This window comes from Paenibacillus sp. FSL K6-3182 (assembly GCF_037976325.1).
Classification (GTDB): domain Bacteria; phylum Bacillota; class Bacilli; order Paenibacillales; family Paenibacillaceae; genus Pristimantibacillus.
The window spans coordinates 6,194,431-6,218,203 of the sequence record NZ_CP150265.1; the positions used below are offsets into that span (position 1 = coordinate 6,194,431).

The 23,773-nt window shown below is 45.6% G+C and carries 24 protein-coding genes; 3 read left to right on the top strand and 21 right to left on the bottom strand.

Going from position 1 to position 23,773, the window contains the following annotated elements:
* Position 1: 1 nt before the first annotated feature.
* The 14 genes from MHH56_RS27260 to MHH56_RS27325 form a co-directional block, all read right to left on the bottom strand.
* Complete coding sequence (locus MHH56_RS27260) at positions 2-901, bottom strand: glycosyltransferase (protein WP_339204773.1); 900 nt, start codon at positions 899-901, stop codon at positions 2-4.
* Between the two features lie 3 nt (positions 902-904).
* Positions 905-1,936 carry a glycosyltransferase family 4 protein gene (locus MHH56_RS27265; RefSeq protein ID WP_339204774.1) on the bottom strand — a complete coding sequence of 344 codons (1,032 nt, stop codon included), beginning with the start codon at positions 1,934-1,936 and terminating at the stop codon, positions 905-907.
* Between the two features lie 15 nt (positions 1,937-1,951).
* Positions 1,952-2,524, bottom strand: a complete 573-nt coding sequence (locus tag MHH56_RS27270; protein ID WP_339204775.1) for a DapH/DapD/GlmU-related protein — start codon at positions 2,522-2,524, stop codon at positions 1,952-1,954.
* Positions 2,521-3,654, bottom strand: a complete 1,134-nt coding sequence (locus MHH56_RS27275; protein WP_339204776.1) for a glycosyltransferase — start codon at positions 3,652-3,654, stop codon at positions 2,521-2,523. The genes MHH56_RS27270 and MHH56_RS27275 overlap by 4 nt, the downstream gene beginning before the upstream one ends.
* Position 3,655: 1 nt before the next feature.
* Positions 3,656-4,825: a glycosyltransferase family 4 protein gene (locus MHH56_RS27280; protein WP_339204777.1), complete on the bottom strand. Its 1,170-nt coding sequence runs from the start codon at positions 4,823-4,825 to the stop codon at positions 3,656-3,658.
* Positions 4,822-6,207, bottom strand: coding sequence for a hypothetical protein (locus tag MHH56_RS27285; protein ID WP_339204778.1), 1,386 nt, complete (start codon positions 6,205-6,207; stop codon positions 4,822-4,824). The genes MHH56_RS27280 and MHH56_RS27285 overlap by 4 nt, the downstream gene beginning before the upstream one ends.
* A gap of 21 nt (positions 6,208-6,228) precedes the next feature.
* Complete coding sequence (locus tag MHH56_RS27290) at positions 6,229-7,344, bottom strand: glycosyltransferase family 4 protein (RefSeq protein ID WP_339204779.1); 1,116 nt, start codon at positions 7,342-7,344, stop codon at positions 6,229-6,231.
* Positions 7,345-7,478: 134 nt separating this feature from the next.
* A complete protein-coding gene (locus tag MHH56_RS27295; RefSeq protein ID WP_076269100.1) occupies positions 7,479-8,168 on the bottom strand; it encodes a sugar transferase in 690 nt (229 codons plus the stop codon).
* A complete protein-coding gene (gene galU / locus MHH56_RS27300) occupies positions 8,165-9,073 on the bottom strand; it encodes a UTP--glucose-1-phosphate uridylyltransferase GalU (protein ID WP_076269101.1) in 909 nt (302 codons plus the stop codon). The genes MHH56_RS27295 and galU overlap by 4 nt, the downstream gene beginning before the upstream one ends.
* Before the next feature lie 189 nt (positions 9,074-9,262).
* Positions 9,263-9,955 carry a CpsD/CapB family tyrosine-protein kinase gene (locus MHH56_RS27305; RefSeq protein ID WP_339204780.1) on the bottom strand — a complete coding sequence of 231 codons (693 nt, stop codon included), beginning with the start codon at positions 9,953-9,955 and terminating at the stop codon, positions 9,263-9,265.
* Positions 9,936-10,691, bottom strand: coding sequence for a Wzz/FepE/Etk N-terminal domain-containing protein (locus MHH56_RS27310; RefSeq protein WP_339204781.1), 756 nt, complete (start codon positions 10,689-10,691; stop codon positions 9,936-9,938). The genes MHH56_RS27305 and MHH56_RS27310 overlap by 20 nt, the downstream gene beginning before the upstream one ends.
* A 163-nt stretch (positions 10,692-10,854) precedes the next feature.
* Positions 10,855-11,139 (bottom strand): hypothetical protein, encoded by a 285-nt coding sequence (locus MHH56_RS27315; protein WP_339204782.1) that lies wholly within the window; start codon positions 11,137-11,139, stop codon positions 10,855-10,857.
* Between the two features lie 862 nt (positions 11,140-12,001).
* Positions 12,002-13,051: a M42 family metallopeptidase gene (locus tag MHH56_RS27320; RefSeq protein WP_076269105.1), complete on the bottom strand. Its 1,050-nt coding sequence runs from the start codon at positions 13,049-13,051 to the stop codon at positions 12,002-12,004.
* Positions 13,052-13,094: 43 nt separating this feature from the next.
* Positions 13,095-13,571 (bottom strand): effector binding domain-containing protein, encoded by a 477-nt coding sequence (locus MHH56_RS27325; RefSeq protein ID WP_339204783.1) that lies wholly within the window; start codon positions 13,569-13,571, stop codon positions 13,095-13,097.
* Between the two features lie 164 nt (positions 13,572-13,735).
* Here MHH56_RS27325 and MHH56_RS27330 point away from each other — a divergent pair, with 164 nt between their 5' ends.
* Genes MHH56_RS27330 through MHH56_RS27340 form a run of 3 tightly spaced genes read left to right on the top strand, consistent with a single transcriptional unit; the run spans position 13,736 to position 15,648 of the window.
* On the top strand, positions 13,736-14,329 hold the full coding sequence (locus MHH56_RS27330; RefSeq protein ID WP_339204784.1) for a bifunctional transcriptional activator/DNA repair enzyme AdaA: 594 nt from the start codon (positions 13,736-13,738) through the stop codon (positions 14,327-14,329).
* Complete coding sequence (locus MHH56_RS27335) at positions 14,313-14,828, top strand: methylated-DNA--[protein]-cysteine S-methyltransferase (protein WP_339204785.1); 516 nt, start codon at positions 14,313-14,315, stop codon at positions 14,826-14,828. Before MHH56_RS27330 ends, MHH56_RS27335 begins: the two co-directional genes overlap by 17 nt.
* A gap of 1 nt (position 14,829) precedes the next feature.
* Positions 14,830-15,648, top strand: coding sequence for a radical SAM protein (locus tag MHH56_RS27340; protein WP_339204786.1), 819 nt, complete (start codon positions 14,830-14,832; stop codon positions 15,646-15,648).
* Here the strand turns inward: MHH56_RS27340 and MHH56_RS27345 are convergent.
* The 7 genes from MHH56_RS27345 to MHH56_RS27375 form a co-directional block, all read right to left on the bottom strand.
* Complete coding sequence (locus MHH56_RS27345) at positions 15,645-16,340, bottom strand: DNA alkylation repair protein (RefSeq protein ID WP_339204787.1); 696 nt, start codon at positions 16,338-16,340, stop codon at positions 15,645-15,647. The genes MHH56_RS27340 and MHH56_RS27345 overlap by 4 nt on opposite strands.
* An 18-nt stretch (positions 16,341-16,358) precedes the next feature.
* Positions 16,359-16,976, bottom strand: coding sequence for a DNA-3-methyladenine glycosylase 2 family protein (locus tag MHH56_RS27350; protein ID WP_339209742.1), 618 nt, complete (start codon positions 16,974-16,976; stop codon positions 16,359-16,361).
* A 457-nt stretch (positions 16,977-17,433) separates the two neighbouring features.
* Positions 17,434-18,012, bottom strand: a complete 579-nt coding sequence (pgsA, locus tag MHH56_RS27355; RefSeq protein ID WP_339204789.1) for a CDP-diacylglycerol--glycerol-3-phosphate 3-phosphatidyltransferase — start codon at positions 18,010-18,012, stop codon at positions 17,434-17,436.
* An 88-nt stretch (positions 18,013-18,100) separates the two neighbouring features.
* Positions 18,101-20,029: a family 10 glycosylhydrolase gene (locus MHH56_RS27360; RefSeq protein WP_339204790.1), complete on the bottom strand. Its 1,929-nt coding sequence runs from the start codon at positions 20,027-20,029 to the stop codon at positions 18,101-18,103.
* Between the two features lie 110 nt (positions 20,030-20,139).
* A complete protein-coding gene (locus MHH56_RS27365) occupies positions 20,140-21,621 on the bottom strand; it encodes an extracellular solute-binding protein (RefSeq protein ID WP_339204791.1) in 1,482 nt (493 codons plus the stop codon).
* A 104-nt stretch (positions 21,622-21,725) separates the two neighbouring features.
* Positions 21,726-22,601 (bottom strand): carbohydrate ABC transporter permease, encoded by an 876-nt coding sequence (locus MHH56_RS27370; protein ID WP_339204792.1) that lies wholly within the window; start codon positions 22,599-22,601, stop codon positions 21,726-21,728.
* Between the two features lie 18 nt (positions 22,602-22,619).
* On the bottom strand, positions 22,620-23,576 hold the full coding sequence (locus MHH56_RS27375; RefSeq protein ID WP_339204793.1) for an ABC transporter permease subunit: 957 nt from the start codon (positions 23,574-23,576) through the stop codon (positions 22,620-22,622).
* Between the last annotated feature and the right edge of the window lie 197 nt (positions 23,577-23,773).

Consider the following 23,773-nt stretch of genomic DNA (forward strand, 5'->3'; position numbering starts at 1 on the left):
GTCAACCCCTACCGTTATAGCGCAGAATGCCGACTAATGACCCGTTGCGATAACATATTTTCACGACTTGACTGATGAATTTCTTAAAATGAAAAATCGATAGCAAGGATGTTCCAATCGCCTGAATCATTCGGATCACATGTTTTACGATAGCAAAGAGGCTTCGATCCTGCCGCTTAACCGCATCGCTCACGCCTTGCCAGAAAATCCGCTTCAAAAACCATTTTTTTGTCGTTCTCTCCTTGGCAATTTTGTGTTGAACAGATCCATATGGCGTATAATATACTTTGTAGCTTTCACGAATCCGTGCGATGAGCTCGCTTTCCTCACTTGAGAGCAGGTTTGTGCCTACCCGTCCAAGATCCTCTCGGAACGGCTTATACTTATGAAAGACGCTTGACCGAAATGCGACGTTTGCGCCATATGGAATGGACGGTGCAGGCATTTCCTTCACATCGTTTGCATAATCAAGAATCGTGAATACCGATCGATGCTCCTCTGGAATCCAGTCCGGCTCAGCCGCTTCCCAGATCGGATCAATTTTGCCGCCTACGCAGCCTATCGCCGGATCGCTTTCGAACACGTTCACAATATGCTGCACCCAGTCCCGCGAAGCCAACGCATCATCATCCAAAAATAAAATGAATTCACCGTTTGCTTCCTTAATCGCTCGATTGCGGGCTACCGACAAACCAAGCTTGTTCTCAAAAATATACCGAATGCTTGGACCATACCGATACGCAAGCTTGCCTACCACTTCAACCGTATTGTCTGTTGATCTGTTGTCGATTACAACAATCTCGATTTGTTCCCGCTCAAAGCTTTGGGCAATTACGCTCTCTATTGCCTCTCCCGTATCCTTCGCCCGGTTATGGGTGCAGATGGCCACCGTTACCTTCATCCTTTATCCCCATCCTTGGTAAACATTTTTTATCCTCTGTGCGATCGCGCTCCAGTCGAGTTCCTTAAGCACTTCTTCGTACTTAGGCGTCTTATGCTCTCTCTTCACATTTAACGCGGCTTTCATTGCATTTTCGAGACCGTTATAATCGCTTGGGTTGTAGCTCACGACCATATCCTCCATAAAATACTCATCGATAAAATCATTGTCCGGCATGACGATCAGCTTCCTGAACGAGAGGCCAAGTATCGCAGAGCCGGAGGTCGTAATTTCCTTGTACGGCATCACCATCACATCAACGGCGCTAATCAAGTCAGCGACTGCTTCATTTGGAATGAAGCGCAGGTCCAAAATAATGTTTTCCTTATCCTCTACCCGCTTCAAATAGGATTCCATTTGCTTGTCCGCTTTGCCCGCAATGATCAGATAGGTATTTCGAGTTTTGAATGCATTAAACGCTTCAATTAAATCCTCGACACCCTTATACGCTTTGATTGCCCCTAAAAACAAATAAACATCAGCTTCTTCGCTGATGCCATAAGACGCTCTGAAGTTGAAGCCTGCAGGCTTATACACGCCAAGATAATGACCATGCTTTATGACAAAAAGCTTGCTAGCCGGCACTCCGAATTCCATCATAACCTTACGTTTGATCGACTCCGAAGCAACCAGCAGCTTGCTGCAAAATTTGCAAATGATCGTTCGCATGTAACGCTCCAGCCGCTTATACTTCACCTGATGCGGATACAGGTTATGAATCGTCCAAACCAGCTGCACTTTTCGCAGCTTCAAATAAATCATCGTCATTATAAATATGATCGATTTCACCATGAACAACAGCAGATTATCATTCTGATAGGCATGATGCATCCAGTGAATATGGACAATGTCGCCAGCTTTCGCTTGCCCGACCTGAAGTGCTAGCTTGCCATGCTGCAAATCCTTCACTTCCATGCCTGCACTGCTGAGTGAATCGGTCAATAAATCATTGTAAAAGTTCAATTCGCTTGATTTTGGCCACATCCATACTTTCATCGCCGTACGCTCCCTTTAGTTATATCTGCGAACCCATTCCTTCGTAATCTGGAGCTCGCGAATAATCTTTGCGGGTGCACCGCCTGCCAGCACATTATTCGGAATATCCCGCGTTACGATGCTGCCTGCAGCAATGACTGAACCGCTGCCAATCGTTACGCCAGGCAAAATAACAGCTCCGCGTCCAATCCACACATTGTCCGAGATGACGATGTCCTTGCTGCCAGCTCGGTCTTCCATATCTACGGGGTGGAAGTTCGTATCGATAATGTTCACCATCGGACCGATAATCGTGTTGCTGCCAATTCGGATCGACTTCGTGCAGCCAATGTCGAGGCCATAATTAAAAAACACATTATCCCCTACCCAAAGCTCCGCCTGCTTCTCTACGGTAACTGAAGAAGGCAGCGGCTTCGCATGGAAAGAAACGTTTTTCCCAACGATGAACCGCCCTTTGTTTCGTAAGGTCAGCTTTCCAGAAATACGGCCAAGCCTGCCAGCTGAACTCGCCTTAATTGGCAGTATGGCAGCCCCCTTTAATACAGCCAGGAGCTTGCCGAAGCTTAATCGATTATATACGGTGCTCATCTGACCATCCCGCCTGCCGCTTCCGATTTTAAGTTTGGCGCAAGCAGCTCACGATATGTCGACTCCACCTTCTTCGCAATGGAGCTCATGTTAAAGTCGCTCATTACGCTTGCATAACCTTGGCTTGATAGTTCCTCATAATCAACTTCCCCATCGTAAACGCTTCTCATCGTCTGATACAGCTCTTCTACATCGCCGTCCTTCACGATGAAGCCGCCTCTCGTATGATGGATAATTTCTGGCGCTCCGCCCGAATCTGCAACGATAACTGGCGTTTCAACGAGCATCGATTCAATAATAACTCTGCCAAACGGCTCGTTAAGGGAGAAGTTTATCGTTAAATCACATTCCTTCATCACATCTAGCGGTTTTTTGCTGTAGCCATAGAAGACCACATGATGCTCCAAGCCGTAGGACAGCACCTTTTGGATCATGTCATTGTAATAGTCATCCGACCCGTCAACGGATGCATCGCCCACGATGAGCAGCTTCCAATTGTTCCGATTGCTGTCGCTCAGTTTCTTCACTGCCTCGATCATGAGATGGTATCTTTTCCATTCCACAATCCGGCCGAACGTGCCGATGATGAGTGTATCATCCTCCATAAAGGCTCTGCTCTTTCTCGTCAAAGCAAGCTCTGGATCAACACCGTTATAAATGATAGTCTTGTTGCTGCCCTGAATCGAATTGGCTACAAAATGCGAAATGCATATTACCTGATCAAAAAATTTCGGCAGCACTTGGTTGAACATACGCAAATGGGTATAGTCGCGATGATGCCAGATCAGCTTTGACTTCGTCATAAACTTTAGCGGAGCTGTGTACCAAGGTGCGCGCCAGCCGTTGGCATGAACGATGTCGATGCGATTTTTACGAACAAAGGACTGAATCTTAAGCACCGTTTCGATATAACCTAAGCCTAGTTTTTTCTTAATGCTGCCCAGCTGCAGCGGAAAATGAACATAATCCGATCTAATTTCATTTAGATATGTCGCATCGCGAGGACTTAACAAAAAAATCCGATATTTTGACGTGTCCAAATAATTGATGAGATGGATCAGGCTTTGCTCAGCGCCGCCCTTCTTATCCGCGTGGGTAACAAACAACACATTCGTTTTACTTCGACTCATATTAGAGCACCTGCTTTACTGGATAACTGACGTTCAAGGATTGCATATATGTCTTCAATACTTCTTTGTGATTGTAATGGGTGCGCAAGAAGCTTTGCGATGACTCCAGCAATGATTTTGCCCTTTGAGGATCATCGAATAGCTGCTTGATTTTCCCATAAAATTGCTCCGGCCGATCAGCGACCATGATATGCTCGTTATCTACAAGTCCTGTTCCCTCGTAGCCGATGGAGGTGGAAATAACCGGCAAGCCGTTCTGAATCGCTTCAATCGTCTTCAGCTTGACGCCTGCTCCGTTCTGCATCGGGTTAACGAATAAATAGCCGCTTCGGTATATTTCATCCAAACTCTTTGGCGTATCATGTACAATGACATTCTTTAGGTTGTAGCTCTCGAGCCAGCTGAGGCTCTGTTTTCTGCTGTTCCCTGCTATGATGAACTTATAGTCCGGCTCCTTCAGCATCAGCGGGTGGATATGCTCCAGATACCACTGAATTGCTTCTCGGTTGTTCGGCATAAATAGGGAACCAATGAACACGACATGCTTGCTGCGAAAATCACTAGCTTCGAAGTTGACCTTCGTAACCGGAGGCGGAAGGAACAAGCTTTTTGCAGCAGGATGCTGTTTGCGGAAGCTTTCAAATTCCTTGCTCGATATAAACAAGTATTTATCCACCTTCTCCAGCATTTTTTTTTGCAAAATCGTGAATTTGCGGCTCTCCATGTGGTAATACATTTTGTGAACGACGTTTTTAGTGCTATTGGCTAGCGCCTTGAAATAGACCGCTTCATCGTTATGCACTCGTAGGATAACCGTATCATGTTTGATTTTTGGATTTTGCAAAACCGGATACACATAGTCGCCTTCAAGAAGTACATAATCATAATCTCCTGCCAGCTCTACATTACTTAGTTCACTACGCGACTGCACCTGCATCGGAATAACATGCAGCAGATCAGCCAGCTTGCTTCTTCGATCACATAACGTAATCTCTTCCACGTAATTATATACTGTGTCCATTTCTTCCTTAGATGGCATCTGCTTGCCGCAAACGAGCAAGTGGATTTTCCAGCCAAGCTCAGCGAGCACCTTGATTCTTCCCCATGTGTCTACCCTTCCGCCATGATCGGCGGGATAGGGAAAATCACTGCACACCACAAGCATCTTCATTTGGATACCCCCGACCTTTTTGGTTGATCTATATCGTTTTTGCCTAAAAAAAGGCTAATAAAAGCAAATAGCAGCCATATCTCATATTTAATCTCCAAGGAAACAAGAAGCATTGAAAATAAGATAAAAACTAAAGCAAGAAATAATATAGAGCTGGATTTCACTTTGACGATCAGGTTTTTGGCAAGCAGATAAAAGAACACAACTGCGAATAGCCCGCCAAACATAATCCATTGGAAAAATCCCGATTTGACGCCTAAGTTTTTGTCCGAGCCCGAATATTGCAACAGCTCCCCCGCATTAATTTGGCTGATGCCAAATGTATTGTAATAGAAATGGGACATCATGCTGATCGAATCATTCACATACTTATCGAAATACATGAGATATGCTCCTGTGCCAACCCCGAGCGGATTGTGAAACACCGTAATCAGCGCGATGATGATCGTTCCCATACGCGTGTAGGAAGATGTGTAGTTTTCGATGTCATTACTGAACGAGCTGACCAGCCCCGCAGAAAAATTAGTGATGAACATATACATGGCCAGAACGACTGAGATGAGCAAAACAAAATTTTTCTTTTTTCGAAAATCCAAAAACTTAATCATCGTCACGACTAACGTGAACAAGCTGATAATCATAAACCCTTTGGAGCCTGTAATAAATAAGTAAAACAGAAAAAAACCTGAAGCATAAACGATCGTTAGCGTCTTGCCGAAACTGTTCAAATACTTTGTCAGATATACCAAAATGGATGCATATACAACCACGATGGAGCCCGTCGTGCTGCTCTCCGAGGTCAGCATCCGAACCCTCCAATAAGGGCTGCTCCCTGCATGCAAATACGTGAAGGCGTTCGGCATACTCATAAGCTCCAAGATCATAATGACCGTCAGCAGCGTAACGATTGCTAGGAAGCAGCCATACAGCGTCTTAAAGCTTGTAATTTTGGAAAAAATGAGCTGCATATGCCTGATATAAAGCAGGATGAGCACAAAATAAATAAGTACCTTTATCGCTTTGCCAAGCAGACTCTCTGATCCGAAGCTGTAGCTGCCTTGAATGAATTGAATTAGCAAATAGGCAATGCTGATAAAGCACAAATATAAAATAAATCCGAATATATACTTCTGCAGCATGCTGCCATGCATCACCCGCTTATGCTTCGCCAGCAGCCCAATTTCGCATAACACAAACAGCGGAACCAGCAAAATAATGGGTGACCTGCCAATCTCGCCGATTATGTTGACTAACGGGAAATCCTGGTAGACGGTCAGCACCAGCAAGAAGCATAAATAAATCGCCAAAAAGATTTGCTGCTTCTCTTCTTTTTTGGCTAATTTAGCTTTAATCACTAGATTGCTTTGCAAGATTTGGCTCATCTTCTCTCCATCCCCGTAAATCTAGACGTATTTTTTGACGGCGGAGGATAACGGTTTGCTTGATTTCTGCAAGGCTTCCTCGTAAAGCCGCTCGATTTGGTTGTTCATTTTATCCGAATGGAATTTCTCTTGGAAAATGTCCCATCCCGCTAAGCCAAGCGCTCTCAGCTTCGGCTTGTCCAGCTCATGAATGATGTCTGCCAGCTCCTGCTTATTATCGAAGTCGAATACATAACCGTTAACGCCATCGCTAATAATTTCCGGCAGCGCACCTCGATTGCTCGCAATAACCGGTTTCTTATTCCGCAGCGCTTCAATGGCGACGATGCCAAAGCCTTCCCAGCGAGATGGAATAATGACCGCATCACAGGATTGCATATAACGATCGATCTGAGAATTGTCCACCCAGCCGATCTTAATTGTGTTCTCAGGAAACTTGTATTCAACTTCCTTCAGCACAGTATCGCCAACCAAATATAGGCGAACGTTTGTAAACTGATGCTTGTTGAACACCTCAAGCAGCAGATCAAACCCCTTCTGCCGATCGAAGCGTCCTACATAAAGTAGATGAATCATGTCAGGATCAGTCTCGAAAGGCGGCGTGCTTACTTCCGACGTATCCGAAACGCCGTTATAAACGACTCCCGACTTGGCTGCTGGCAGTCCATAATGCATGGCCTTCTCATATTCATGCCTCGAAATATTGATAATGAAATCAGTCCGAAGTGCGAGCGTCTTCTCAACTAAGGCGAATATCCGCTGCTTCCACGGCTTTATATCCATCAGAAAAGCCCAGCCATGCGCATTATAGATGACGATCGGGCGCTTGCTCTTGAAAAAAAACAACGTCCGCAGGAAAACACCTGCGAACGTTCCGTGTACATGTACAATATCAGGCTTGAAGTCCTTTACCTTACGATGAATAGCTTTCATGGCTTTCACAAAATAAGCCGGCTTCCTCTTGTAAGGGTACAAGCACAATCGATCTTGGCTAATTTGAAGCGACTCAGGGCTCGAATTCTGCTCAGAAGCCATAAGAAAAATATCATGTCTGCTCGCTTGGTAGCTCAGCACCTCGTTCAAGTGCGTCTCGATACCGCCCTTCGTAAACTCCGAAATATGCAGGATTCTTGCCATTTTTATCAACTCCTCAAAGTTTTGCGAAGCAAAACTGACTTCGTAAGCATAAGCTAAGTTTTGCGAAGCAAAACTGACTTCGTAAGCATACGCTTGTTTTGCGAAGCAAAAATATCTTCGAAAGCTTTCACACTCTAAAAAGCATCCTGAGAGCCGACTAACGTTTTCACCGTTCTCAGCATAATTTTGAAATCGAACCAAATGCATCGCTTCTGAATATAAGTTAGGTCAAGCTCAACCATTTGCTTAAAGCATAGATTGTTTCTGCCGCTTACCTGCCAAAGTCCCGTGCAGCCTGGCGTTACGGACAAGCGCTGCTTGTCGTACTCCGTATATTCCGCTACCTCCCTTGAAAGAGGCGGCCTTGGACCAACCAAGGACATTTCGCCCCTCAGCACGTTCAGCAGCTGAGGCAGCTCATCGATGCTCGTTTTGCGAATGATTTTACCGATCTTTGTAATGCGCGGATCATCCTTCATCTTGAACATTGCACCGCTAATTTCGTTCTTATCCAGCAGATCCTTCAGCTTGTCCTCGGCACCCGTCAGCATCGAGCGAAATTTGTACATGCGAAACGGCTTTTCATCCTTGCCGATCCTTGTTTGATAGAAGAAGACAGAACCTTTAGGGTCCTCCCACTTAATAAGGATAGCGATGATGATAAACAGCGGGCTTAACAGGATTAAACCGACTAGCGAACCAACAATGTCAATCGTGCGTTTGATAATCGAATACATGCTTACCGTTTGCTGAGCGCTGCGCCTATTCGAATAGTAATCAGAAACGCCGATTACCGCTTCATCCTGATATTGTGGAGGTGTCATCTTCTATCACTCCTTCCAGCTAATAACTGCTTGCTAAGCTCCCGTTCCATTAATTCCTCAAGCTCAGTCATCAACTGATACTTAATTTCATTATTTCTTAAGGCAAAGTCAAGCGTCGTCATAATGAAGCCAAGCTTCTCTCCGACATCATAACGAATGCCTTGGAAATCAAAGGCGTAAACGCCTTTTTCTACGTTAAGCTTTTGAATAGCATCGGTAAGCTGAATTTCGCCTCCAGCTCCGCGCTCATGGCGTCCTAAATATTCGAATATATCGGGAGTGAGCACATAACGGCCCATGATGGCTAGATTGGAAGGCGCTTGTCCTTGCGGCGGCTTCTCTACAAAACGATTAACCTCATAAAGATTGTCTACCCGCTGCCCTGGGTCAACGATACCGTACCGATGCGTCTGATCAACGCCAACCGTCTGTACGCCAATGACCGAGCGGCCGGTTTTCTCATATTGCTCAATAAGCTGCCTTGTGCAAGGGACTTCTGCTTCTACAATGTCATCCCCAAGAAGCACTGCAAACGGCTCGTCCCCAATGAAGTTGCGAGCGCACCATACCGCATGCCCAAGCCCCTTGGCTTCTTTTTGCCTTATGTAGTGAAGATTCACATTTGATGATTTTCTTACCTTTTCCAAAATATCAAGCTTGCCTTTTTCTTCTAATATATGCTCAAGCTCAAATGCGATATCGAAGTGATCTTCAATCGCCCGCTTTCCTTTACCCGTTACGACGATGATATCCTCAACGCCTGATTCAATGGCTTCCTCTACAATGTATTGAATGGTCGGTTTATCGACGATCGGAAGCATTTCTTTTGGCATCGCTTTGGTTGCCGGTAAAAACCGTGTTCCAAGTCCTGCGGCGGGGATAATGGCTTTTCTCACTTTTTTCATTTGATTTCACCCTATCCTATTATTTTTTTATTGGTTGTTAAGGGGCATCTAACCCCTCCTCACGTCACACCCTTGACGATTAACGTCTAAGGTCGGCTGACCCACAGCATGACCGAGTGCCTCCGGTGATAGAGGTGCAGGAGACATTACCTATCTATTTCTTGCTTCTATGAGCTGGAGCAAAGACGATTAAGCTTCTGTCTTTTCTCCGTAGTAGTAAGAGTAGATATCTGAATGATTTCGATTGATCTTATTCAGCACGACGCCGATAAGATTTGCTTTCACATGTTCAAGTGACGCTTTTGCTTTAAGGGCAACATCTTTTTTCACTTTTCCCGAGTCGATCACAAGAACGACCCCATCGCTTTGCGTTGCTACAATTTGAGCATCCGTTACAGACATGATCGGCGGCGTGTCGATAATGACGACATCGTACCGCTCTCTAGCTGTCTTAAGCAGCTCCGCCATTTGCTCCGACGAGAGCAGCTCAGAAGGATTGGGAGGCGTTGGCCCCGCTTGGATAATGGACAGATTGTCCGTATTCGTAAACTGAATGATGTCCTCAAGCTTCAGTTGGTTCAATAAAGCCGTCGTTAAGCCGCTGCGGTTGGACTTCCCAAAAATATGATGCTGCGAAGGCTTGCGGAGATCCGCATCAATCAGAAGCACCTTTTTGTTTGCTTGTGCAAACGCGACTGCCATATTGGCGCATGTCGTGCTTTTGCCCTCGCTTGGCTTGGAAGAGGTGACCATAATAATTTGCAGCTTTTGATTAATTGTCGAGAACTCAATGTTTGTCCGCAGCATCCGGTACCCTTCAGAAATGGGCGATTTGGGATTCAGCTCCGTTATCAAGTTCCACTTAGGAATCAAACGAGACATTTTGTTCCCTCCCTGCATTCGTCTTTAACGTGGCGTTGCCGCTGTGTTCTGTCGCATCCCGCTCTTCGAACTTCGGAATCGATGTTAATACAGGTACTTCCAGCAGTGCCTCGATGTCCTCTTCGGTCTTAACCGTGTCATCCAAGTAATCCAGCAGGAAGGATATGCCTACACCTACCATCAATGCCATCATGAATGTGACTGCAATGTTCATCTTAGGATTCGGAGCAACGGGTCCGTGTTGTTCATGCGGATCAGCTTGGTCCAGCACGGAAACATTATCTACCTTCATCAGCTCTGGAACCGATTTTTGAAAAACGATGGCAATCGCATTCGCGATTTTTGCTGCTTGCTCATAAGAGTCATCACGTACCGATATGGACATGACCTGTGTTTCATTCACTGAGCTTACGCTTACCTTGCCGATGAGCTCGCCGTATGTCACACCGAGATCCGGGTATTGCTTGACAACTCGCTTCATCATTCGCGGCGTTCGCAAAATCTCTTTATAGGTTTTGATAAGTCCGATCGTGGAGTTAATCGATCCAACATCTATGCTCGGAATGAGCGAGCTGCTGTCCTTATACTGGTTAACGATTAACTTAGCGGATGCTTCATACTGTGGTTTGATAAAGTAGCTGGAGTAAATGCCGATGGTTAGACAGCTCACTGAAATAATTAAAGCTATCATCAATAGCCTTCTTTTCACGATGATCCAATACTGTTTTAATTCCAAATCATTTCCTCCATTGCTTTAAAATCATCCGTTGCCGAACTTCACGAAAGTTGTTCTTAATGAATATTAAAATTCTCTCATTATTCGAAACGCGAACTTTTGGGCATCGTTTGTTTACAGGAATAGGTTTATCCATGGATTCCTGCTTAGACATAAAATGTTATCATCTCGTGTTATTAATGAACTCATCCACGGTCCCGCCATTCATTACATGCTCCATCATATCGTCAGAGCAGGCTTGCAGGCCGATCTTACCGAGCAGCTGAGATATCAGCTTCGCCATGTCAATCGGTTCATTATGGATTAGGCAGCCAGTTGCCATAAGCAGCTCAGGCAGCGACCTCACTTCCGATTGACCGTCTTTCAGTAATAGAGAAGGATCCTCGGATAGTATTTTCAAAAACTGCTTCAGCTTCATCTGCTTCTGCTCCTGATTCGAAACATTCATCTCTGAAACCTCCATTCATCAGCTCGCTCATACATTTTGAGTTTTGGAAAGCTTCTTGTCTCTCTTTGCACTCTAGTATGACACAGATGATAATAATTCTTGAGGGAATAAAGACATGGTCACACTTAGACAATCTTGCTCATTTTCATTATGGTTTTCATAAGTACGGACTCCTAATTGATGCGAATAGTGGGATATGTCATGTCATGTTTTTTATCGCCAAATTGATAATTCTGACTATTGAAAGCGCTTAATAAATAATGGGTGAAAGTCCCACTTGGGACTCATGTTTTCCCGCATGCTTTTTCCCTCTAACCCATGTGAAATAAAGGTTTTTTTCCTGTTTGCCACTTTCCAACGAACGAAGAATCCAATTAAAATTCCACTAATTCATCGAAAAAATAAGGGACTATTGACCAGCATCCTACCTAAGCAGCAGTAAAACACCATTCGACATATTTCGCATTCCTCTTTTTCCTGTACGTTTTAACCCCTAACTGCTGCAAATTTACACTTAAAAAACAAAAAAAAGCGGGGTTTGAATTGAAAAAGGGACTATTCGGAGCCTAAAAAGCGGATATTCCATCGTTCTCAGCTAATCGATCATACGTTTCAGCAATCTATATTTTGCACCCTGTCAGGATAAACCAACATCATTCGGGATAAATATAAAGCTTCTAAAGCACTGAAATCATAGAGCATTCCCTATCTTTTTGTCCCAAAATAACGTTTGGCGCTCTTCTACTAACGTCCTACTTCATTGTCTTTCTGACAAGTTTAGTCATCAAAAAAAAGAAGAGCATCGATTTCATCGCCGCTCTTCTTCGCATTTTTTCTACCTATTGTATATTAACTAGAAATCTTACTCCATGACATAAGCCAGAAGCAAAGCAGACGTGCCAACGATGGCATCTGCGTGTGTGCGTTCCATGCCATGGGAAGCGTGAACGCCCGGTCCGATTAATGCCGCACGAATATTGCTTCCGCCGCGCAGCGCAGCCGATGCATCGGAGCCGTAGTGCGGGTAAATATCTACAGCATAAGCTAGGTTCTCACGCTTCGCTAATTCAATTAACTTAGTCGTCATATTATAATCGTATGGTCCAGTCGAATCCTTGGCGCAAATGGATATATCCTGCTCTGTCGCAGAAAGATCATCTCCCAGCGCTCCCATATCCACCGCAATCATCTCCGTTATATCCTCAGGAATATAAGAACTTCCGTGTCCCACCTCTTCGTAGGTCGAGAAGATCAGCTTGAGTGTATGTGCAGGTGTGTTCCCTTCGCGCTTGAACCATTCCATTAATCCAAGCAGTGCTGCTACGCTTGCTTTATCGTCCAAATGCCGTGACTTCACCCAGCCATTCGGAAAGATGCGCACTCGCGGCTCCCACGAAATGATATCGCCTACGGAAATGCCCAGCCCCTCTGTATCTGCTTTGGTTTTCACCAGCTCATCTATGCGAATTTCCATATTCGCTTCTTCGCGCTTCCACTCCCGCGAATCGGAGTATACATGTACAGAGGCTTTCGTAGACAACACCGTTCCCTCATATTTCCGGCCGTCACGCGTGTGAATAACGCAATACTCCCCTTCGACCGTTTGCATATTGTAGCCCCCGATCGACGTGAAGCGAAGCTTCCCATCCGACTTGATCGAACGAACCATCGCTCCAAGCGTATCCAAATGCGCGGTTATGCCGATCACTTTCTCTGAATTGACGCCTGGAATGGTTATCATTCCGTTGCCTTTTGGCGTTATTTCGAGCGAATAGCCAAGCTTCTCTGCTTCCACTCCAAGATGCTTCACAATGTCCATACAGTACCCGCTAGGGCTTGGAATGTTCAGTAAAGCTTCGAGCTGGCTAAGAATAAAATCCCGATTAAGCTGTTTCGAAAGTGGCAATGACATGATATTGTGCTCCTTTTAAAGCTATATTTTTTATAACCTCTCATTACTTCAATGCAATATACAAATCAATTTCATTATCGGGACTTTCGGGTTGATATCGTTCATCCCAAATTTCAAAATCATAGTTTTTGGGTTCATTTCCCGTTTCACTCATCCAATCGCCATAGACATAGCCGTACGAACGACTTAGCTCGGATTCAAGTCCTTTGTGCTTGTATGTAACATACTTACTTTCAGTCACGGTATGACTAGTCATATCTACTGGAACATCAGCTTGTTCACTTACCTCGTAACAGATCAGATTCGTAAACCGATCGACCTGTGGGTCAAAATCATCATTCATGGGGTAGATTTGCATTAAAATCACATTTTCATTTTTTCTATTCATAATTTCCGCTTTTCTTTCAACGAGTAATCGATAAGTATTCTTGCCAAGACCAGACTCAAACTCTGTTATGTTAGATTCAATACGATAACCTACAACATGTAATAAAGGTAATGTTATTACTTTAGCTTCCATAAGCTCTCCTCCATTAGCAGCATTGATCCTTCTATTTTACGCGATTGCGCGTCAGGATCAAAGTATACCCTCTATTCATCCCGCTTTCGTTATCTTGCTTTTACATTCTAAAATACGTACATACGTTCACTTTCGAGGTTATACTAATGATGGAGGTGAGCAAAATGGTGAAACAACACTCAGAAACATTGACCGAGGAACGGTGGCATGCCATCTTAAGCAACAATGCTGCTTATGACGGGATCTTCTTTTACGCGGTGAAAACGACAGGAATATTTTGCAGGCCATCCTGCAAATCCAAACCGCCCAACAAAGAAAATATTGCTATCTACTCTACGGCCGAGCAAGCTTTATCTGCCCGCTTTCGCCCATGCAAACGATGCAAGCCTACCGGGATGCGCCTGCCTGATGATGAATGGATTCATTTGGCTGCCGAATATATCGACAAAAACTATATGAACAACTTAACTTTACAAGTCGTTGCCGATCAATGCCACGGCAGCCCCTATCACCTGCATCGGACCTTCAAAAAAATCAAACACTTGACACCCGTTGAATATATACAGCAATTACGAGTCGATAAAGCGAAGGAGCAGCTGACATCATCCGATTTGTCCATTTCAGAAATCGGTTCAAGCGTCGGCATGCATAACACGCCGTATTTTGTAACGTTGTTTAAAAAGAAGACGGGCTGCACACCCGCAGCCTATCGGCAATTGCACAAACAGGAGGCTGATTCGAATGACCAAACACAGTAAACCGCCCATTTATTGGACATTGCTCACGCACGAGGCTTGGAGCCTATACGTTGCAGCCACAACGGAGGGACTATGTTTTATCGGCTCTCAGAATGAACCGATAGACGAGCTGCTCCAATGGGCAAATACCCGCTATCCAGGCACCCCTTTACTAGAGAATATTGAGCTGCTCCAGCCTTATACAATTGAAATAGCTGAATACCTTCAAGGTTTCCGCAAGCAATTCAGCATCTCCTTCCACTATCAAGGAACAGCTTTCCAACAGGAAGTATGGAAAGCACTTTGCGATATTCCTTATGGGGAAACGAAGTCTTATTCCGATATTGCCCATCAAATCCAGCGGCCCGCAGCTGTTCGCGCTGTGGGCACGGCGATTGGCGCTAATCCGATCTTAATTACAATTCCCTGCCATCGCGTCATTGGAAAGAACGGATCGCTGACTGGATACCGCGGCGGCATAGAAATGAAAACAAAGCTGCTTCAGCTGGAAAAACACTAATATGACGATCGAATATTTATATACACAGCCCAAAACCTTATTGAATAAAGGAACCGGCTTTCTTACCGGCTACAGCCACTCCTTAAATCCTTATACAGGGTGTACGTTTGGCTGTTCCTACTGCTATGTGCGGAAAATGCCTGTTTCTTTATTTCGAGGCGCCGAGTGGGGAACATGGGTCGATATTAAGAAAAATGCTGCTGAAGTTTTTCGCAAACAATTTTCAAGAGAAAAGTCTAAAGGTCCGGTTACTATTTTTATGTCATCCAGCACTGATCCCTATCAGCCGATTGAATATAAGGAACAAATTACTCGGTCCTTGCTCGAGGTGATGGTTGATGACCCGCCTGATTTTTTGTTTGTGCAAACGCGAAGCCCGCTTGTTCAGCGGGATATTGATCTGCTCTTGCGACTTGGAGAGAAGGTTCGCGTCAGTATGACAGTCGAAACAGATCGCGAGGACATTCGAAAACATTTTTCACCGAATGCCCCACCGATTATGGCTAGGCTAAAGACGCTTCAACTGCTAGCTGATGCGGGCGTTCCCACTCAAGCGACGATTGCCCCCATGCTTCCAAGCAGTGAGCAATTCGCCGAAATACTGCGCCCACTCGTTGAACGCATCTGCATAGACGATTATTTTATGGGTGACGGAAGCAGTGGAAAACGAACGCGACAACTAGGCATCAATGCTTTGTATGAGCAGCTAGGTCTTGAGGAATGGTATCATCCGGCTGCTTATCGCGTCGTTTACGAGCGGTTCAAGCAGGTTTTTTCGGAGGATCGCATTTATGTAAGCCAGGAAGGCTTTGAGCCTTAGCTTTTTTTTCGTTTCATACCGCGTATTATGATTTTGGTTTCTTGATCGACGCGGTATGATTCTATTATTTTTTGCAGAGCTTTGTTGTAGGTGAATTCATCTAAAGAATTAGCACCGCTTTTCAAATAATTCATAGTAGCCTCTGGCTGCTTAATATAACAAATCGACAATGCCCATGCTACCGCCATCTTGACGTAATACGTCTCTCGTTTCGTCTGATCAAGCAGCTGCAAGAGGCGCTCGATATAAGTTTCTTCAATATAATAGCCAAGCAGCATAACCACGCCAAAACGTATCTCATACTCTTTGTCACATACCAAATACGGCTGTATGAAATCCCATACCGCTGACTTATTGTCCGTTGTAAACTTCAGCCCATTGCAAAAGCTGTCACAGACTGACCAATTGTCTATCTTCGGAACAAATTCAGCGACAATGTTTAAACGTTCTGTTATATCCGCTTGGGCATAACCAATGACCATCCCCTGCAGCATCACTTCCTCAAAGTACTCGCTATCTGCATCCTTTAAATAGGTACGCCAGTCATCACTTGCTATCGACTTGGCCAGCTGGCGCAGCTTCGGCAGCCGAACGCCTAATACATTATTAATTGTAGGAATAAGCGCAGCCGTAAATTTCTGAAAATCGTCTTCCTTCAATGCTATGAGCTGTTCTTTTATTGTTTTCTCCATGTTGTTGCTCCTTTTAGCTTACTCCATTGACAAGGTCCACAAATAAATCGAAGCCACTGAACCATAGGGCGAATACCTTAGCCGGTAGGTATCGAACTGTTCTTTGGTTAAATCTTGAAGACCATACAGCTTCATCATCCCGCGGCGAATGGCAATATCTCCCCAGCTCACGACATCTGGGCGCTCCATCGCATGAATGAGCAGCATTTCAGCCGTCCACTTGCCAACTCCCTTTAAGGACATCAGCTGCTTGATTACCTCTGCATCCGATAAGCGGTTCAACTCTTCCAGCCGGATTTCACCTTGCATAATCGACTCCGCAATGCTTTTTATGCAAACGGCCTTCTTCATCGTTATCCCGCAGCTTTGAATCTGATCTGCCTTTTGATTAGCTATGTTCGAAGGGGATATTTCGCCAAGCCGCACCTGCATTCGCTCCCATATGGTGTGCACTGCTTTAGCTGAAATCAGCTGGCCTACAATCGCATAAACGAGTGAAGTGAATAAGTCCGGCATGATGATGCGTTCGACTTTTCCGAGCCGAGACATGGCAGCACCAAGCGCTTCATCTACGCTTTTCAAATAATCGATCTCTGCTTGCCCATAGTCAAAAAGCTTTGTTTGTATGGTTTGCAGACGGCTCGCCCCCTGTAAATCGAAATAAATAGCTGTATATATATTTACTATACCTCATCGGGCTTTGTATGTTTTAATTACCGAATATAATCGCAAGATAACGAAATCGGCGATGATAAAAATAACGGACATCAGATGCCTTATTTGCTTTGAATTCCTCTTTTTTCAAAAGTAACGGACATAGAGTACGCTATTAGGCTCCAAGCGTTATAATTTAACACGATTTCGACTAAATAGTGGAATCTATGTCCGTTAGATGCAAATTAAGCCCAAATTATGAAGAATAGCGGATTCTATGTCCGTTAGCATCAAGCCTGAGTCACAAATGTATAGGTATGCTTAGAAGGAAAACGACCATTTCATAAAACAGCGGCAGTTTTGGACTGTTTCATCTCGTCCATCGCTGCCGCTGTATTTTAAATGGGATAGGTTTAATCGTTCTACTCTACTTTTATTTCTACTGCAGCAAGTGATAGTTGTTTTTGATGTAGTTAGCTCCGGATAGGATGGTCAACGCCAAGGCAACATACATCAGAATTTGATCGACAGGAATCGCTGTCAAAAAGCTGAGCTGACGATGGTTTAACAACACCGCTGAAATCGCAACAACTTGAAAGACCATCTTAATTTTGCCGAATTGGTCGGCTTGCAGGGCAATTTTTTGAGATGAGGCGACAATTCGAATGCCCGTTATAATAATCTCTCTTCCGATAATCACAACTGCGATCCAGCTGTAAATCATCTGCTCGCCTACCATTAATATTAACGCGGCGGATATTAGCAGCTTGTCTGCCAGCGGATCGAGCAGCTTGCCAAGATTCGTAATCTGATTATATTTTCTTGCGATATGTCCATCTAATTTATCCGTCGCTGAAGCGAGTATAAATAATGCTGCGGCATAATAAATGCCATAGGTATCTATATGTAGAAAAAATTCTGATTTGCTGATTAACCACTCGGGGTATATCGGAAAAAATAAAATAAACACAGGTATTAATAAAATACGAGCAATCGTTATTTTATTCGCTAGATTCATATGGTTCCTCCTTCGCATTATGCTAGTCATTATACCATATGTTGGTAGGCTTCTGAAGAAGCTGCCTGCGCGCCTCCATAACCTATCCTTATTCTCTTTTTAAAGACTGATCAAGCATATCCCAATCGGCATGTGAGGCGTCAAACAGCATTAGCCCGTCTGTGTACCGGAAAGCCGAACGGAATACCTCACCCTGCCGCTTGGCGCTATTCATCTGATTAAGGGAAATGCCCGCATATACCGGAACTTCTCCACCTGTGGCAATATTGCCAAGGGCCATATATTTCTCCACCTCGGCCAGCGTATCCTGATACGTACCAATCATGAGGAAATCCAAGTGCCGAACATAGCCAGTGCCTCGGTAGTCCTTGGTATAGACGGAGCCCTCCTGAAATTGAAGGCGGCTGTCATATTGAAAATCCGGGCTGGCCCAGTTTGCACCGTTGACATAATAGGTATCAAACCAAGACCCCACGTAGGCAGATAACAAAACATCGCTTCCCGTTTGTCGCTTATGACCGTCCACCATCTCCTTGACCTCCGCAACAAAAGAGGTAATGACGCCTGCACGGAAAGCCCACCAGTCCAAAATCAACGGACCATCTATTCTCGTATTGCCTTGATAATCGAATATGTCCTCTGGCCAACGATGAAGCCGCTTGCCCCTTTCCGCCAAATAAGCCTCAAAGCGGCTTCGTGTCAAAGGACTGAAGTCCGCCGTTTCATTGTCGTATCTGCCCCGGTCCAAAATAATGCCGTCCACCTGATAGCCGGCAATCACTTCCCGGAAAGCTGCCAATTGATGCTCGCGCACCTTCTCATGAAGCGGGTTGGCAAACGCAACCAAGCCCGGAGCCGAGCTGTCTCGCTGCCGTTTGATCACGCCTTCATCTTGATGCTTGTAAACCATTTCCTCCCATTCAGGATGTTCATTTAGAATCGCATATTGACCACGTACAATAGAGCCTTCTGCAAATACATTCATGGATGCATGAATAGCTAGACCAAGCTGATGCCCCTCCTCTATAAAAATCTGCAGCAAATCCAGCTTTGGATAAGGAGTATCCTGCTTAGCGTTTACCAATTCACTCATGTGGGGACGGCTCGTCAGCGGATTTTTGAAGTAAGAAACGTACCCCTCCACCCCTTTAACGTCAAGCGCAATATCCGTAACGCCTGCATGTTTTGCACGCTCCAGCAGTTTTCTTACAGCGTCCGCAGACTGCAGCTTCCCACTGTTGGCTCTCTGATCTATCCAAAGGATGACCCTCTGCTTCCTCTCAGCACGGCTCTTAGAAAAAATGGCTAAGCTTCGAGCAACTGGGGTTTCGTTCCCCGCTTTGATCTCCACATCAACAAAGTTGACGCCAAGCGCCAGTTTCAGTTTATGGGCAAAAATACCCTGCTCGTCAACCACAGCCTCTTCACCATTAATCGTTAGCGCCGGAAACTCGCCCGCATTGCCGCCGCTCACATTACCGCTAACTGTGGTAACGGTCTGCGTTTCCGTATAAACGGATGGATGATTCAAATAAAGGCTGAATTCATGATCAGCAGCGCCTGCCAGCCCGTGATGTTCAGTCACCGCACCATCCTTGCGCAGCTTGATACGGTCTCCTTTTCTAAAGCAGGTAGACAAAAAGAAGCGGCTGCTTTCCGGAGCATACAAAGGATCAAGGGCAACAAGCGCATAACCATCCTCAGGGATGTCTAGTATCGTTGGGCCCGACCAGGCCGGGGCAAAGCCGACAGGCGCTTCATTAACGACGCGTAAAACCAAGCCGCCTGCTCCCACCTGCACCGCAACGCCATTCTCAGGAACAGTGACCGATTCCCCCCATGCGCTTGTAAACAAGACAAGCCACTCTTCGGCCGACGGAATGGTGTTGACAGCCGTTATAGCGTGCCGCTGCCCTTCTAATGTAATCGTAATATCCTCTGGCGCAGCTTCCACTTGGGCATGGATAGCAAGCATATCAACCTCACTGCCTTTATGCGGCTTAAATGGTTCGTTCATTTCTGTTCCCCCTCAGTCAATTATGCTAGGCATTTCGCCTGGGCGACAAAGAGGCACCTGCGATTCGCAGCTGCCCCTTTGCCATCAAGCCTACGTCTATAGGCAAGCCATTATTTTGAAATGGTTTGATACCACTCGTTCGCTTCCTTGACGGATTCTGCGCCGCCTTCTGCCATCCATTGCGAAAGGAAGGTATCGTAGTTGTCTCTAGATTGCGCTCCTGCGATATACATTAGCACCGTGTCGTCCAGCAGCTTCGTCAGCTTTTGCTTGTTTTTGGATACCGCATCGATTGGCGGCGCAATCGACATCGGATCAACGACAATATTGCCTTTCGCCGCGTTTTCCTGAAACGCCTCATAGTAGCTTTGCAGCACAGGGTCCTTCCGAACGCGCGCCTGCCAGTAAGCCGGATAATCATATTCATTAACCCCGGTCATGTAGGAGCTAGCATTGGTTAAGTCATCATTGAATTTAGGCAGAATGGGATAATATTTGCCATCCTTCACTTCGTGATGAACGCCTTCCTCGCCAATGGCGAGCTTTATGAAGATATCCTTCTTCAGCTTGGTATCGAGCAGCTTGATCGCATGCTCCTTTTGCTTGGATATCTTCGGTATCGCAATAAACCAAGTAGTTGCCAGGTTAACGCCAATCGATGATTTGCCATCCTTGCCAACTAAGTATGGAATAATGCCGATTTTGGCTTCAGGGAAGTTTTTGACAAGGGCAGCTTCTGCGCTAGAAGCACTCCACCAAGCCAGCTTGATCATTGCGGCATTGCCGCTGGAAAACTTCTCAATCGCTTTCGCACTCGTATTGATCGGCATTTCCGAATCCAGCAGCCCTTCGCTGTACAGCTTGTTCATATAAGTCAAAAATTCCTTCATCTGTGGAAGCTCTGCTTTATGCAGAAGCTTGCCATCCACATCGTTCCAGTCGTTCAGCACGCCGAATGCTGCTGCAATATCTCCATAGATAGAATCCTTTGAGCCCGTTAATGGAACAATATTTTTGGCCTTCTTGATCGCTTTCAACACCTCATACAGCTCATCCGGCGTTGTCGGGTTTTTCAAGCTCAGTTCTTCCATCCAATCCTGACGGACAACGAGCTCCTCGCCTACGCTAATGCCAGAGCCCGTCTCCGGTATAGCATAGATTTTGCCGTCGATCGTAACGCTTTCCCATGAATCTTCCTTAATCGCCGCTTTGATGTTAGGGCCATGGCTTTCGATCAGATCATTCAGCGGCTCCAGCGCGCCCGCTGTTGCCAGCTTGTAGAACTGGGCAGAACCCAGCTTCATGATATCGAAGTTTTGCTTGTTCGCAACCATTAGGTTCAGCTTCTCGTCGGCACTTTCGGCCGGAAGCATTTCATAGGTAACCTTGTAGCCGGTCGCATCTTCTATGTTTTTAGCAACCGGGTCTGCGTTCGGATCGAACAGGCTGTACTGCATCAGCATCGTGAGGTTAGGATTGCCTTCGCCATCTCCCCCTGAGCCGCTGCCCGGAGCTGGAGTGGAATTGTTGCCGCATGCGGCAAGAGCAAGAGCAAATACAAGGACTATGGCCAACCAAGAACCTTTTTTCATAGAGTACCCTCCCGAATATGTGTTTTAAAGTCAAACTGCATTACCCTTCCATTGCCCGCTATCATGACAAGCTGACAGCATCACCGCCTTTCATGCCGATAGGTTTAACCCTTAACCGAACCTACCAGCACACCTTTGACAAAATATTTTTGCAAGAACGGATAAACCATCAGGATCGGCAGCGTAGCTAGCAATATTGAAGCTGCCTGAATGGACTGGGGCGTTGTGTTCAGCGCCGCGTCCACGTTATCCTTCAAAAACTCGCTGCTGGAGGATACCAACAGTTCCTTCAGATACAGCTGCAGCGGCTTGAAATCCTGATTGGTAATGTAGATCATTGATGTAAAATAGTCGTTCCAGAACGCCACCGCGAAAAATAGCGCAATGGTTGCCAGCACAGGAAGCGACAGCGGCAAAACAATGGAGAATAAAATTCGGATGTTGCTTGCTCCGTCCAGCTTGGCGGACTCCTCCAGCCCGTCCGGCAGCCCTTCAAAGTAATTTTTGATAATCAGCATGTTGAACACGTTGATGGCCGCCGGCAGGAATAGAACAGGAAACTGATTAACCAGTCCAAGATTATGCATGAGCAGGTAGGTAGGAATCAGGCCACCGCTGAACAGCATTGTGAAAATAAACATCAGCAGAAACCATTTTCTGCCTCGAAGCTGAACGCGAGATAATGGATACGCCGTAATGGTCGTGAGGAACAATCCTAACGCCGTCCCCACAATGGCCAAAAGAATCGAATTTTTTAAAGAGTTAAGGAACATGGAATCCTTGAGCACATACATGTACGTTCCGGTCTGAAAGCCAATGGGCAGCAAATTGACCTTGCCGGAGATGACCGCCGCTTCGCTGCTGAACGATTTGGCGATCAAGTTAACGAAGGGCAGCAGCGTCGTCAGACCTACCAGTATGAAAAATAAATAGTTGCAGAAATTGAACAGCTTCTCTGAAAACGATGTTTTCACGGTCACAGCAATCTCCCCTTTCAGTTACCAAATCCCGCGTTGCAGGTATTTGCGGCTAAGCGCGTTGCCCGCCAAGACGAGCGTGAAGGCAATAACGGATTCAAATACGCCAACAGCAGTAGTGAAGCTGTAGTCCTGATTGCCGAGACCCATTCGGTACACGTAGGTGCCGATGACATCTGACACCTTGTATACAGTGGGATTGTACATGACGAGAATTTGCTCTGTGCCAGCCTCCAGAATGCTGCCCAGCCTTAGAATAAACATCAGCAGTATAATGGGCGCGATGCCAGGCAGCGTAATGTGCCACAGCTGCTTCATCCGCCCCGCTCCGTCAATCTTGGCCGCTTCGTACAAGCCAGGATCGATCGTGGCGAAGGCCGCAAGATACACGATGGTACTCCACCCCGTCTCCTTCCAGCCCGCTGAGGTAATCAGAACACCCCGGAACACGCTATTATCCAGGAAAAACGAGATCGGCTCCATGCCGATCATACCCATTGCCTTGTTGACCAAACCGCCATTACTGGACAGCATGTCGATAAATAGACCGCTTACGATAACCCAGGACAGAAAATGCGGCAAATAGATAACGGTCTGAATTGCGCGCTTGAACAGCATCCGCCTGATCTCATTCAACAGCAGGGCAATGAGAATCGGCAGCGGGAACAAGATACCGATCTTCAGAAAACTGATAATAACGGTGTTTTGAAAAACATGCAGAAAATCGGGAGAGTTGAACAGTTTGGCAAAATGCTTCCATCCCACCCACGGGCTAGCGTCATAGCCATCAAAGATATTGAAATCCTTAAAGGCGATGGTAATGCCATACATCGGGGCATATTTGAAGAGCAAAAGAAACAAAATTCCAGGGACAAGAAGTGCATATAAATCCCAATCCCGTTTGACATCGGCAGCAAGCCGTTTGACATAATTGTTTTTAGCCTGGGGCTTCTCCAGTGGTGCCGTTGCGCTTTTCATCGTATTCCCCCTCGATTTGATGCTTTCTACCTAAAATTGTAGTATCCAGCGCTCAGGGTTGGTAGAGTAATGCCATTACTATTTCTGGTACTTTGATGTTTGATTTCTTCACAAAGGAACGTAATCGGCATTAAAAAAGACAAAACCGCTTTCTACAACTGAAAGCGGTTTTGTCTTATATTTTTTTTGGTTATTGC